We start from the raw sequence: 13,359 nt of genomic DNA, 5'->3' as shown, positions 1-13,359 counted from the left end.
CGGGCTTGCTCGCGAAGGGGACCTGCCAGTCGACATTGATGTTGAATGTCCATCCGCCTTCGCGAGCAAGCCCGCTCCCACATGGGTTATTTACTGTTCACACAACTGGAACCCGTCAGACACGATCCCGGGGGATCAAAACCTGTAGCTGCTGTGCCAGAAAATCCGCATCGAACGCAAAGGTATCCGGGTCTTTCAAGCCATTGGTCTTGCGCCACTGCCAGGCGTTAGACGGCGGCAGGCACACCAGCGAAACGCTGCCATAGCGCGCAGCGGTAAAACCCATCACTGCCAGGGAAATCTGCCCACCGGCGCCCATCACATCCGGCACGAACTCCACCGGTTTGCCGGCAATCGCAATGGACAGTTTCTCGGTCTTGAACGTCGACGTCTCGACCGGTACGCTCGGCCCGAACGCAACATAGGCTTCGCGTGTCACCTCCAGCAGATTTGGCGCCAGCACTGGTTCCAGCCATTGCTGGATCTGATCGAACAAATCGCCAATGCGCGTCGCCCACTCGGCCGATTGCGCCTCAAACACTTGTTTCTTGTGCGCTTCGCTTTCTGCGTAGTGGCGAAGCATCTCGCCCAATTGCCGTACGTCGTCCATTGCGGTGTTCCTTTGGTTGCAGCGGTACTGCGGACTTCGAGCATGGCAGATGCGCGCTGCCGGTGTACGACTAAAAGCGCGAACGGTACTGGCTGGGGGTCATGCCCAGGTGTTTGCGGAAGGCGCTGCCCATGTGGGACTGGTGGGCGAAGCCGACGTCCAGGGCGATGTCGGCCAAGGGTCGGTCGGTGCGTTCGATCATCCGCCGCGCTGCCTGTAGCCGCACTTCCACGAGGTAAGCATGGGGCGTGAGGCCAATGTACCGGGTGAAGTCGCGCAGCAAGCGCAGTTCGTTTTGCCCGTAGACCGCCGCCAATTGCTCCAGTGTCAGCGGCTCATCAAACTGTTCGGCGATCTGCTCCAGCACGCGGGTGAACGCCTTCGGCGCGACACGCCGGGACATATTCGCCGTACCGTTGCCCAGTCCCACCAGCCCCATTGCACATTGTTCAAGCGCCAGCGCATCCGCTTGAGGTGCCAGCAGCAGGCGCCGCAATTCCCGCCCCAACATCAACGCCTGTCGGTTACCGGCCGACTGCACGCGGTGATTGACCGCCGGTAAATTCTGCTTGGCCAGTGGATCGTCCAGGCGCAGCAGCAGATATTCGCCACCGCTGGTCGACTCGGAAAAAACCTCCACGCCGACCGGGGTGTAGGCCAGCACGCCGGGCAAGGTATCGAAATCGACCCGCCGGTCCGAATCGATCGCGTGCACGCCCTGCTGGCGCTCCAGGGTCACGCCGAGGGTTTGCCATTGCGCAGGATCGCGGGCGCTGTACGCCGCCCGGGGCAACAGCTGCACATTGAGCCGACCGCCCAGCAGATCCTGGCTCAGTACCGTGGGCATGTGAAATTTCCTGATAGATCGAAGCGAAGATCCACGGGACACTCTCGAAAAGGGTTACCAACAACAGGAGCACAGCATGCGCACCATCGGCCTGATCGGCGGCATGAGCTGGGAGTCCAGCGCCGAGTATTACCGCCTGATCAACCAGCAGGTTCGCGACCGCCTCGGGCCGTTGCGTTCGGCGAAATTGTTAATGTACAGCGTCGACTTCGGCCCTGTCGAACAGGCCCAGCATGCCGGTCGCTGGGACGATGCGGCGTTGATCCTGGTGGATGCAGCGCAGCGCTTGCAGGCGGGCGGCGCCGATTGCGTGGTGTTGTGCACCAACACCATGCACAAGGTCGCCGGGCAGATTCAGGCCGCCATCGACATTCCCTTCCTGCACATCGCCGATCCGGCCGCTCAGGCCGCGGTCGAGGCCGGTGCCTTGAAGGTGGGCTTGCTGGGCACCGCGTTTACCATGGAACAGGACTTCCTCAAGGCACGCCTCGCTGCCCGGGGTTTGACGGTGCTGGTGCCGGAGACCGAGGAGCGCCAGGCCGTGCACCGGATCATCTACGACGAGTTGTGCGTCGGCGTGATCAGCGAAGCCTCACGCCAGGTATATCAGCAGGTGATCAAGGCGCTGACTCAGCGCGGCGCCCAGGCGATCATCCTTGGCTGCACGGAAATTGGTTTGCTGATCAAACCCGAACACAGCGCCCTGCCCTTGCTCGACACCACCGAGCTGCATGCGCAAGCTGCGGTGGCGTTCGCCTTGGGCGACTGACTCAACCGGCCTTGGGTGTGCGACGCAGGCGCGCCATGCTCAAGGTGTCCACCAGCACACCGTCGCGTACGGCGTAATCACGCAACAGGCCTTCGGATTCGAAACCGAACTTGCGATACAGCGCAATGGCCGCTTCGTTGTCGGCGTACACCGAAAGCTCGACGCGCTGCAGGTTCATCCAGTTATCGGCGATATCCAGCGCCGTCGCGAGCAGCTTCGAGCCCACGCCCTTGCCTTGCCACTCGACCGCAACGCCCATGCCGAAACTGCCGGCATGGCTGCGACGAATGCGCGAGAACTGCTCCAGACCAATGTTGCCGATGACCGTGCCTTGATGCAGGGCCACCACTTTCACCAGGCGTTCGTTATCCAGCGCCAGGCGACTGCGCCAGAGTTCGGTGGACTGAAACGGCATTTGCAGGGTTTGACGGGCGATTGCGGGGTCGTTGTACAGCGCCGTAATGCCTTCGATGTGGGATTCGTTGAAGCGTTCGAGGGTGATGACGGGATCAGTGGCTGGCATGGGTGAATCATCCTTGAAGCAGACATGGCCGTTCACTCTATAACGCTTCCTTCCTGTGTGGCGAGAACCAAAGTGGGAGCGGGCTTGCTCGCGAAGGCGGTTGACCAGACACCTTCAACGTTGAATGTGATGGCGCCTTCGCGAGCAAGCCCGCTCCCACATTTTGATCGCACTCACCTTTCGAACCACTCCCGACGCTCGCTGAAGGTGTTTTCAATCAACTCGACGATCATCCGTACCTGCGCGTCGTCCTCGGAACGGGCGTTGACCGCCATCCACACCTGACGTCGCATCGCCCGGTCAAACAGGCCCGGCAAGGCAATCAACCCACGATCTAAGTGCCCTATGTAGTGCGGCAGCAGGCCGATGCAGGCGCTGCAACGGATCATCTCCAGCATCAGTTCGTAGGATTGCAGATGCACCACCCCGGCCAGGCGTTCATCCACCAGTGCATTCCATGGCTGGAAGCTTTCAACCTGGCAGTCCTGTCGCCATTGCACCAGGAGAAAATCGGCCAGCTCATCCAGGCGTTCCGGCCTGGAAGCGACCCGCGAGTAGCGCTTGGCAATGTGCGGCAGGTAATCCAGTTGCGCCAGAGGCTGGGGTTCTGTGGTGGCAAAGCTTGGCCCCGGTAACGGCGAAGCGGTTTTACCCAGCCACACCACCACGTCGGCGCTGGCCACTTGCAGGGACAATTCGCTGTCGAGCGAAATGATATCCAGGCGCACGCGGGCGTTGCGCCGCAACAGTGCAACCAGGTCGCGACCGAGAACGTCACGCAGGATCGAGTCCGCCACGGCCAGCCGAATCAACGGCTGCTCGATCACCGGCAAATTGCGCTCATGGGCCAGGGCGATCAGTTGTGCGTGCAAGCGCAAGCCATCGCGGCTGAGGCTGAAGCCATTGTCTGAATGGTTGAACAGCGAACACTGCAGCTGCGTTTCCAGCAGCACCAATTGCCTTCGCAGGCGGGTGGCCTTGATGTTGAGACTGCGGGCGGCCTGCATGAAGCAACCGCAACGGGCACTGACGGTGAAATACAGCGCCAGTTCGGGGTCGAGCCCCGCAGCCAACTGGCGCCATGACGCATTTTTATCGATGGCTATACGATATTCGGCAGCCCCCTGGTGGGCGCTGGTTTCCATGACTGACATCGAGGACTCCCTGTCGACCTTGCAATGACAGTTGCATCCTGCGGATCATTCATGAACCTGCTGTGACAATGACTCAGGCGCTGGGTGTTTGCCGAAAGCTCACGGCCAGGCGATTCCAGCTGTTGATGGTGGTGACGGCGATGGTCAAGTCGACCAATTCGCTTTCACTGAACTGCTCCCGGGTTTGCGCGTAGACATCGTCCGGCACGTGGCTTTCGGAGAGCAAGGTGACCGCCTCGGTCCATGCCAGCGCGGCTCTTTCCCGCGGATTGAAGAAGTTACTGTCACGCCAGACCACGATGGAATACAGGCGCCGATCGCTTTCGCCCAGGCGCCTGGCATCCACCGAGTGCATGTCGGTGCAAAAGGCACAGCCATTGAGCTGCGAAGCACGAATCTTGATCAGGTGCAGCAGGCCCTGTTCGATGCTCAGGCTGCTGGTCAGGGCCTCCATGGCGATCATGGCTTTCATCGCTTTGGGGGACGCGCTGTAGTAATCCAGACGGGGGTTCATGGAGCGATCTCGTGCAGCCGTGAGGTGATCTTCACGGTAGCCGCTGGCGCGGGGGCATGACAGATCCAATTCGGCGATTTCCCCGTGGACCACCGCCACCAGACCAATTGACGGTTTTTCCACTGCACAACTTCTGCACCGCCGGCGGATAAGGGTAATCTTGCGCGACGCACACGCGCCTCAATCGCCCCGGAGCCTCGCCGGTATGGAACTACATGTTGTCATCAACGGTCGCAAGGACCTGGCCGGCCAGCTGTACAACCAACTGCGCAGCGCCATCGAGTCCGGTCGCCTGGCCGCCGGGACGCAACTGCCGCCCAGTCGTTTGCTGGCCGAACAATTGGGTATTTCGCGCAAGACCATATCCGATACCTACGCCCAACTGACCTACGAAAACTTCCTCACCGGAGTGGTCGGCAAAGGCACCTACGTCAACGCGCGCACTTCAAAGGTGCAGCGTAAACAGAGCCATTGCGAGCTCGCCGGTTTCGAGGTGATCGAATCCTGGCGCAACCTGCCGGTGTTTCTGCGTCACCCGACCCTGGAAGGCTCGCTGCGCTACGACTTCATCGGTGGTGCGACCAGCAAGGGCCAGTTTCCCCAGGATGACTGGCGGCGCTGCACCTCCCATGCACTGCGCCAGATAGCCGGTTCCAAGGGCTTCTACAGCGTGCCCGAGGGCCTGCCTGCCCTGCGCAACGCCATTGCGCGGCACATCGCGTTCTCCCGCGGGGTCAACTGCCAGGATGAGGATGTGGTGGTGTGCAACGGCGCGCAGCAAGCGCTGGACCTGATCGCCCGGGTGCTGATCAGTCCGGGCAGTCTGGTCGCCATGGAGGACCCCGGCTATCCGCCGGCGCGCCTGCTGTTCGGCACCCATGGCGCCACGGTGATTGGCGTGCCAGTGGACGCCGAAGGCATCGTGGTGGACAAAATCCCGCACGGCACGCGCCTGATCTACGTCACCCCTTCGCACCAGTTCCCGCTGGGCATGCCGATGAGCCAGGCGCGCCGGGTGGCACTGCTGGCCAAGGCCCACGAGTTGGGCGCGATCATCATCGAAGACGACTACGACAGCGAGTTCCGCTACGAGGGCCGTCCCACCGACTCCCTGCAAAGCATGGATGAACGCGGGGTCGTCGCGTACGTCGGGACTTTTTCGAAAACCCTGCTGCCCGAACTGCGCCTGGGCTATGCGATTTTGCCACCGGCGATCCTTGAGGCCGTGGTGCGCGCCAAGCAGCTCACCGACCTGCACACCTCGACCCTGCCGCAATGGGCGCTGGCCAAGTTCATCGCCGAAGGCTGCCTGCTCAAGCACATTCGGCGCTGCCATACGATCTATGCCGGCCGCCGTGAGCGGATCCTGGCGCGCATGGCCGGCGACCTCTCGCCCTGGCTGGAGGCCGTGCCGACCACTGCCGGCTTCCACATGGCGGTGATGTGCAAAGTGCCGCTGGATATTCCATTAGTGATCGAACTGGCGAAAAAAGTCGAAGTCGGGCTCTATGCCATCGACAGCTTTTTCTATCAGGAAGCGCCCAGGGCCGGGCTTTGGTTCGGTTTTGGCGCCATCGAAACCCTCGACATCGACATCGCCCTGGACCGTTTGCGCGACATCCTGCAACAGGTGGCCTGACGGATTGGCCTGCATCTTTATCCGGCGATTGGCTATTGGCGGTCCCGGGGTGCAGGCCTATCCTGCATAGGCGTTATCCCTCAATGAGCAGGATTCGTCCGGCCTGATTCAGGAGTGTGAGCAATGTCCTATGAAGTGATCAATACCGTACAGGTACAGGCCGCCGCCGGCCGCTCGGATGAACTGGGCAGGCAATTGCAGAAGATTGTCGAAACCCTGCGTGAATTGCCCGGCTGCGAATCCTATATGGTCGACCGCTGCCCCGAGGACACCAATCGCTGGACCGTCAGCGCCCACTGGCAATCGGAAGCGGCCATGCGATCGCATTTCAACTGCCCCGAAGTCCAGGGCTTCATCAGCCTGATCGATAGCCAACTGGCCAATGCCGTGGACTTCAACAGCTTCCCGATCGTTTAACCAATACCTGTGGCGAGGGAGCTTGCTCCCGCCGGGCTGCGAAGCGGCCCCAAAACCGGTACACGCAAAGGGTCAGGCAGACCGCGTTTACCGGTTTTGCGTCTGCTGCGCAGACGAGCGGGAGCAAGCTCCCTCGCCACAATTCATTCTCCGTTCCCCGAAATCGTCTGTAATTGGTCCCCTCGCCTTCCCGAATATTGGCTGTTTAACCTGTACTGCTTGCGCACTACTGTTGTTTACGACAACTAACCCACCGCAGGTAAACAACCATGAACGTATTGCGCTTTTGTGCTGCCCCCCTTGCTGCCCTGGCCCTGATGGTCTGCACATCGGCTTTTGCCCATGACCCTTCGGAAAAGGTCACCATCCTGCAAGACGAGATGTTGAAAAACGTCCCCGGTAAAAAAGCGCTGATGATCAAAGTCGATTACGAGCCCGGGCAGTCCTCCATCGCCCACAAGCACGAAGGTACCGCCATGGCTTATGTCCTTTCGGGACAGATCATTTCCCAAGTCAAAGGCGAGGCGGCGAAAACCTACAAGGCCGGTGAGTTCTGGTATGAGCCGGCGGGGTCGGAACACATGGTGTCGAAAAACGCCAGCGCGACCCAACCGGCCAAGTTGCTGGTGTTCATGGTATTGGCCCCCGACGAGAAAGTGTTGATCCCACTGGAACACTGATGGCTGAACGTACAGCTATAAATAAAAAGGCTCGAATCGCGAATTCGGGCCTTTTAATTTCCTCACGCAATTAACCGAAAGCTTTTAAACCAAACAAAACTATTGGTCGCCGGACAAGGGTGGATATTGGCTATTTAAATAAATCATCCAGGGTTTAGTCTTGAGTCACCGCCGGTACAACACCGGCAACTTTAACTTTCGACTGAAGTTGATTCACTGGAGAAACACCATGAAACTTGTGCTTGCCAGTACGTTGACCATGGCCGTTGTTTTAACCGGTTGCTCGATCCCCACCGCGCCGACAGCGGTTTCTTCACTGAACGGTATCTTTTCCGAACCGGTAGGCCGCAGCGGTGCCACCCGTATTACCAACGGCAGCCATGTCTCGCTGGGCATCGTCTACAGCCAGAATACTCAGACCAACCGCGCCTACCTTCGGGACTACCAGGCCAACGCCGGCACGGGTTTCGGTCAGAGTCTGCTGGTGCAGCCGATTCATGACGCCTACGTAGCCACTTCCAGGCCAGACCTGGCCGTGGATTGGGTCAAGGCCTCCCTGCAGCGGCAATTCGGCTCGGTTACGGTGTATCCGGACATGCAGAGCCTCAGGGCGGCAAAACCGGATGTGATGGCGGTGGTCGACACCCGCAGTCAACTGATAACGTCGCGCAGTTCGGATATACAGGCGGATGTCAGTGCGGATTTCTATGATAAAAATTTCAATTACATCGGTACTGCAAAAGGTCACGATGCTAAAGCGCTTAGTCCAGTCTGGGCGGACTATAAACGTAGTGAAGAGATAGTTGCGGACATTAACGAACAACAGAGCGTGCAAGTCCGGGCGCTGCAAAGGTTTGACCAGTCGCTCAGTAATTTACTGACCAGCCCGACAAGTAATGTATCGATGCTTGATTCTAAACAAAGCCAGAAGTTGTATTGAAACTGAAGACCCTATCGCGAGCAGGCTCGCTCCTACAGTTGACCGCATGCTACCTGTAGGAGCGAGCCTGCTCGCGAAGAGGCCAGTACAAACTCCCCTGAACCTCAAGCAAAAAAAAGCCCCGCATCTCTCAATGCGGGGCTTTTTCATTCAACGCCTGATCAGGCAGCCGGTTCCAGCTCGAGGCTGGCAGCGGCAGGCGCTACCGCTTGACCGCTCAATGCCAGGTCCAGCAGCTCGCGGTTGGCCACCGCGTACATGGCGTAGTCCGTGCCGCTGGCGGCACGGATTTCCACCAGCATGACGCGCCAGCGCTCGATCATGCTGTCGTTCTGCGCCATCCACAGGGAGAGCCGTGTTTCCACGTCCTGGGTACCGTCGCCCTGTTGCAGGACCGAGATGGTGATCGCACGTTGCTGCCAGTCGACGTCATCGCGGAACGCTTCACGGGCCAGGGCCTGCCAGTTGTTTTCAACCGGCAGAGCGCTGATCTGTTGCAGGTACCAGGTGATGTCCAGTGCGCTGCCCACGGCGAAGTAGGCCTTGGCCACGTCCGCAGGGTCCTGGCCGGTCACGTCGGAAGCCTCGATGATCGGCAGCAGGGTGTACAGGTGCGAAGTGCCAGCCACCATGCGCGCCAGCAACTCCGGTACACCGGCTGCGACGTACGCCTGATAGCGAGCCTGCCAGTTCTCGCGGATCTCGCCACTGAGCAGTTCGTCGAGCTTGAGGCCCAACTCCTTCAGATGCGGACCGAAGTGCGCGACGTCACGGGCAGCGTTCTGCTCGTTGCGACGGGCACGCAGGAACCAGCGCGTGGCGCGACGGCCCAGGCGCATCAGCTCGTCCATCAGCTCCAGTTGCACGTCGGCGGAAACCTGGTAATCGAGGTTTTCGATCTGACGGAACCAGTGCGGGAGATGGAAAATGTCACGCACGATCACGTAGGCGCCGGCCACGTTCGCCGGGCTCATGCCGGTCGACTCTTTGAGTCGTTGAACGAAGGTGATGCCCATGTGGTTCACCAGATCGTTGGCGATCTGGGTGCTGACGATTTCACGCTTCAGACGGTGACGGCGCATGGCCGCAGAGAACTTGCTCACCAGCGTTGGCGGGAAAGCGGTTTCCATGTCGCGGGTCAGGTAGTCGTCGTCCGGCACCAGGGAGCCCAGCAACTGCTCCTTGAGGTCGATCTTGCTGTAGGAGATCAGCACCGACAGCTCGGCACGGGTCAGGCCATGGCCTGCCGCGATACGCTCGTTGATGGCGTCTTCGGCCGGCAGGAACTCGATGGCGCGATCCAGCTTGCCGCGGCCTTCCAGATCGTTCATCAGGCGCTTGTATTCGGCAATCCGCGGCAAGGCGCGACGGGCTGCCAGGGACAGGGCCTGAGTCTGCTTATAGTTGTTGCCCAGCACCAGACCACCGACTTCGTCGGTCATACTCGCCAGCAACTGGTTACGTTGCTTGTCGGTCATGTCGCCGGCCTGAACCACTTCGTTCAGCAGGATCTTGATGTTCACTTCGTGGTCGGAGCAGTCCACGCCACCGGCGTTGTCGATGAAGTCGGTGTTGGAGCCGCCGCCATTGAGGCCGAACTCGACGCGACCCAGCTGGGTCATGCCGAGGTTACCGCCCTCGCCCACCACTTTGCAGCGCAGTTCGTTGCCGTTCACGCGCAGTGCATCGTTGGCCTTGTCGCCGACATCGGCGTGGCTTTCGCTGCTGGCTTTGACGTAGGTACCGATACCGCCGTTCCACAACAGATCCACTGGCGCCTTGAGCAAGGCATTCAGCAGTTCGGTCGGGGTCAGCTTGTCGGCCTCGATGTCGAAGCGCTCTTGCATCTGCGGGGAAATCGCGATGCTCTTCGCGCTGCGCGAGAAGATACCGCCACCTTCGGACATGATGCTGGTGTCGTAGTCCGACCAGGCCGAACGCGGCAGGTCGAACAGGCGCTGACGCTCGGCGAAGCTCGACGCCGGCTCAGGGTTCGGATCGATGAAGATGTGCAGGTGGTTGAAGGCTGCGACCAGTTGCAGCTTGTCAGACATCAACAGGCCGTTACCGAACACGTCACCGGCCATGTCGCCGACGCCCACAACGGTGATGCTGTCTTCCTGGACATTGATGCCGCGCTCGCGGAAGTGGCGCTGTACGCCAACCCACGCGCCCTTGGCGGTGATGCCCATTTTCTTGTGGTCGTAACCGGCCGAACCACCGGACGCAAACGCGTCACCCAGCCAGAAGCCGTAGTCGATGGCAATGCCGTTGGCGATGTCGGAGAAGGTCGCAGTGCCCTTGTCCGCCGCCACGACCAGGTACGGGTCGTCGTTGTCATGACGCACGACATTGGCCGGCGGTACCAGTGCACCGTCTTTCAGGTTGTCGGTGATGTCCAGCAGGCCGGAAATGAAGATGCGGTAGCAAGCGATGCCCTCGGCCGCGATCTCGTCACGGCTGCCGCCCAGTGGCAGGCGACGCGGCAGGAAGCCGCCCTTCGCACCCACCGGCACGATCACCGAGTTCTTCACTTGCTGGGCTTTTACCAGACCCAGGACTTCGGTACGGAAGTCTTCTTCACGGTCGGACCAGCGCAGACCGCCACGAGCAACGTTGCCGAAGCGCAGGTGCACGCCTTCGACGCGTGGCGAGTAAACGAAGATTTCGAACTTCGGTACAGGCTTCGGCAGCTCGGGAATCAAGTGCGGGTTGAACTTGAAGCTGAAGTACGACTTGTTATGGCCGTTGGCATCGGTCTGGTAGAAGTTGGTCCGCAGGGTGGCCTTGATCAGGTCCAGGTAGCGACGCAGGATGCGGTCTTCGTTCAGTACCTGGACGTCGTCCAGGGCGCTGAGAATCGCGTGTTCCAGGCGTTGCTGCATGTCTCCCAGATCGTCGCCGGTCAGCTTGCGCGCCAGGTAGAAACGGGTCTTGAACAACCGGGTCAACTCGCGAGCGATGTCGGTGTGGTTGTTCAGGGTGCTGGCGATATAGCCCAGATCGAAGCCCAGACGAATCTGCTTCATGTAGCGGGCGTAGGCGCGCAGCAGCGCCACGTCGCGCCATGGCAGGCCCGCGGTCAGTACGAGGCGGTTGAACGCGTCGTTCTCGGCTTCGCCACGCACGATGTGGACAAATGCGTCCTGCAGCGTGTCGTTAAGCTGCTGGATATCGAGTTCCAGGCCTTCGGCGGCAGTGAACGCGAAGTCGTGAATCCAGAATTCGCGACCATTGCTGTGACGCAGGTGATACGGGAACTCGCCCAGCACGCGCAGACCGAGGTTTTCCAGGATCGGCAGGACGTCGGACAGTGCCAGCGGAGTATCGGCGTGGTACAGCTTGCAATGCAGCTGGCGCTGACCGGCGAGCTGGCCCAGCGGCTGATAGAAGCTCATCACCAGCGGGTTTTTGTCGCTCAGGCTCAACAGATGCTGCATGTCGACCACAGCGGAATGCGCGGCGAAACGCTCGCGGTAACCGGCCGGGAAGCCTTTCGGGAAATCGGCCAGCACGTTGGTGCCCTGGGCTTCACCGAAGCTCTCGACGGTCAGTGCGGCGTAGTCGTCCTGCCAGCTGCGGCAGGCCTGCACCACTTCTTTTTCCAGCAGCAGCGGGTCGATGTCGAGGCGGTTTTTCGGGTCGACGCGCAGGATCAGCTGCACGCGGGCCAGCACGGACTCGGAGAAGAAGGTCCAGAACTCGCAGTCGGTCGCTTTCAGGCGATCCATCAGCACTTGCTGGATCTTCTGGCGCACTTCGGTGGAGTAGATGTCACGCGGCACGTAGGCCAGGCAGTAGCAGAAACGGCCATACGGGTCTTTGCGCAGGAACACGCGAATCTTGTTGCGTTCCTGGATCTGCACGATCGACATCACGGTGCTGAACAACTCGTCCACTGGCGTCTGGAACAGATCGTCGCGTGGCAGCACTTCGAGCACTTGCGCCAGTTCCTTGCCCAGGTGAGCCTTGGCCTGGAAGCCGGAACGGCGTTCGATTTCCTCGACCTTGCGGCGGATGTACGGGATCACCCGCACGCTCTCGCCATACACCGACGAGGTGTACAGGCCCATGAAACGGCATTCCTTGATGACCTTGCCGTTGGCGTCAACTTCACGGATCGACACGAAATCCGGGTAAGCCGGACGGTGGACACGGCTTGGGTGCGAAGCCTTGGCGAACGACAGCAGGGTCGGTTCGCGCAGGTAGTTCACGGCGTAGTCTTCGATGCGCAGGTCATCGTAGGTCAGGCCGGCACGCAGCAGCTTGGTCAGGCCGAGGAAGGAGTCCTTGTCGTAGACGATATGACCGCCATCGGCCTCATCGCTGACCACGAACTCTTCGTAGCCGAGGAAGGTGAAGTGGTTGCCCACCAGCCATTCCAGGAAACTCTTGATTTCGTTCTTCTCGTCGGCGTCGACGGCGAACTGGCTGTTGTCCAGCTTGGTCAGGATGTCCTGGACCTTGGCCTTCATCGGCTCGAAATCGCCGACGGCAACACGAACTTCACCAAGCACCTGCTCCAGCTCTTTGCTCAGGACATTGAGCTCGGCGGTGTTGGCGCAGCGGTCGATTTCCAGGTACATCAGCGACTCTTGCTGAATGTCGTCGCCCTGGGTGCCTTTCGGCAGGATTTCCAACAGCTCGCCCTTGCTGCCACGACGCGCGCTCAGCACGGTGGTTTGCAGGGTATGGATGCTGTAGCCGCGGCGGTTCAGCTCGGTACGCACCGAGTCCACCAGGAATGGCAGGTCGTGGTGCAGCACTTCGACCGCGGTGTGGGTCGATTGCCAGCCGTGGCGTTCGTAATCGGGGTTGAAGACGCGCACTTGCGGTTGCGCGTGATCGAAGCGCTCAAGCAGGCGCCACGCAGAAAGGGTGCAGCCAGCGAGGTCGGACAACCGACGCTGGGTCAGCTCGTCAAGGGAAATGATGCCGAAGAATTGTTCAGAGAACAGCGCCACTTGTGGCAGTGCCTGTTCACTGATGTGCTGCGCCAGTGCCGCTTGCAGTTGGTGCTGGAAGTCGGCTTTGCTGGCTGCGGTGAAGAACGCCATCTGTGGTACTCCGCTTGGGCTTGTTATTGATGGAAGCGTCGCGTGCAAAACCCCTTTTCGGGGCTACCCGTCATCCTGTTCCTGATTCTCGGGCAGAGGAAACAGGGTGACAGGTGGGTGAAGCTGGACGAGACACTCAGGTCACATTCACCTTCCGTGAATGGGCATCTGCAAAAACGACTGGCTGCGTGCAGCGCAATGTCTTTACG

11 protein-coding genes are annotated in these 13,359 nt (G+C 60.3%); 5 read left to right on the top strand and 6 right to left on the bottom strand.

Features of this window, described 5'->3' with window-relative positions; translation table 11 throughout:
• Nucleotides 1–115: 115 nt before the first annotated feature.
• Entirely contained in the window at nucleotides 116–610 is a 495-nt protein-coding gene (locus PMI28_RS14255) for a hypothetical protein (RefSeq protein ID WP_007987037.1), read from the bottom strand.
• Between the two features lie 70 nt (nucleotides 611–680).
• Nucleotides 681–1,457, bottom strand: a complete 777-nt coding sequence (locus PMI28_RS14260) for a helix-turn-helix domain-containing protein (RefSeq protein WP_007987035.1) — start codon at nucleotides 1,455–1,457, stop codon at nucleotides 681–683.
• A 76-nt stretch (nucleotides 1,458–1,533) separates the two neighbouring features.
• Between PMI28_RS14260 and PMI28_RS14265 the strand changes: the two genes are divergently transcribed.
• On the top strand, nucleotides 1,534–2,226 hold the full coding sequence (locus PMI28_RS14265; RefSeq protein ID WP_007987033.1) for an aspartate/glutamate racemase family protein: 693 nt from the start codon (nucleotides 1,534–1,536) through the stop codon (nucleotides 2,224–2,226).
• 1 nt (nucleotide 2,227) lies between these two features.
• Here PMI28_RS14265 and PMI28_RS14270 read toward each other — a convergent pair whose 3' ends face one another.
• The 3 genes from PMI28_RS14270 to PMI28_RS14280 form a co-directional block, all read right to left on the bottom strand.
• Nucleotides 2,228–2,749: a GNAT family N-acetyltransferase gene (locus PMI28_RS14270; protein WP_007987031.1), complete on the bottom strand. Its 522-nt coding sequence runs from the start codon at nucleotides 2,747–2,749 to the stop codon at nucleotides 2,228–2,230.
• A gap of 173 nt (nucleotides 2,750–2,922) precedes the next feature.
• A complete protein-coding gene (locus PMI28_RS14275) occupies nucleotides 2,923–3,903 on the bottom strand; it encodes a LysR family transcriptional regulator (RefSeq protein ID WP_007987029.1) in 981 nt (326 codons plus the stop codon).
• Between the two features lie 73 nt (nucleotides 3,904–3,976).
• Nucleotides 3,977–4,417: a carboxymuconolactone decarboxylase family protein gene (locus PMI28_RS14280; RefSeq protein ID WP_007987028.1), complete on the bottom strand. Its 441-nt coding sequence runs from the start codon at nucleotides 4,415–4,417 to the stop codon at nucleotides 3,977–3,979.
• Between the two features lie 205 nt (nucleotides 4,418–4,622).
• Between PMI28_RS14280 and pdxR the strand changes: the two genes are divergently transcribed.
• The 4 genes from pdxR to PMI28_RS14300 all read left to right on the top strand — a co-directional run bounded on the left by pdxR (nucleotide 4,623) and on the right by PMI28_RS14300 (nucleotide 8,093).
• On the top strand, nucleotides 4,623–6,056 hold the full coding sequence (gene pdxR, locus PMI28_RS14285; protein ID WP_007987026.1) for a MocR-like pyridoxine biosynthesis transcription factor PdxR: 1,434 nt from the start codon (nucleotides 4,623–4,625) through the stop codon (nucleotides 6,054–6,056).
• A 123-nt stretch (nucleotides 6,057–6,179) separates the two neighbouring features.
• The gene (locus PMI28_RS14290; RefSeq protein ID WP_007987025.1) at nucleotides 6,180–6,473 is read left to right on the top strand and encodes an antibiotic biosynthesis monooxygenase family protein; all 294 of its coding nucleotides are present in this window, start codon (nucleotides 6,180–6,182) and stop codon (nucleotides 6,471–6,473) included.
• A 269-nt stretch (nucleotides 6,474–6,742) separates the two neighbouring features.
• Entirely contained in the window at nucleotides 6,743–7,153 is a 411-nt protein-coding gene (locus tag PMI28_RS14295) for a cupin domain-containing protein (protein WP_007987023.1), read from the top strand.
• A gap of 229 nt (nucleotides 7,154–7,382) precedes the next feature.
• Complete coding sequence (locus PMI28_RS14300; RefSeq protein ID WP_007987022.1) at nucleotides 7,383–8,093, top strand: hypothetical protein; 711 nt, start codon at nucleotides 7,383–7,385, stop codon at nucleotides 8,091–8,093.
• Between the two features lie 161 nt (nucleotides 8,094–8,254).
• Here PMI28_RS14300 and PMI28_RS14305 read toward each other — a convergent pair whose 3' ends face one another.
• A complete protein-coding gene (locus PMI28_RS14305; RefSeq protein ID WP_007987021.1) occupies nucleotides 8,255–13,150 on the bottom strand; it encodes an NAD-glutamate dehydrogenase in 4,896 nt (1,631 codons plus the stop codon).
• Between the last annotated feature and the right edge of the window lie 209 nt (nucleotides 13,151–13,359).

The organism is Pseudomonas sp. GM48 (assembly GCF_000282335.1).
GTDB lineage: Bacteria > Pseudomonadota > Gammaproteobacteria > Pseudomonadales > Pseudomonadaceae > Aquipseudomonas.
Note: the sequence above shows the minus strand (reverse complement) of the source record. Positions and strands in the feature narration are given on the sequence as shown.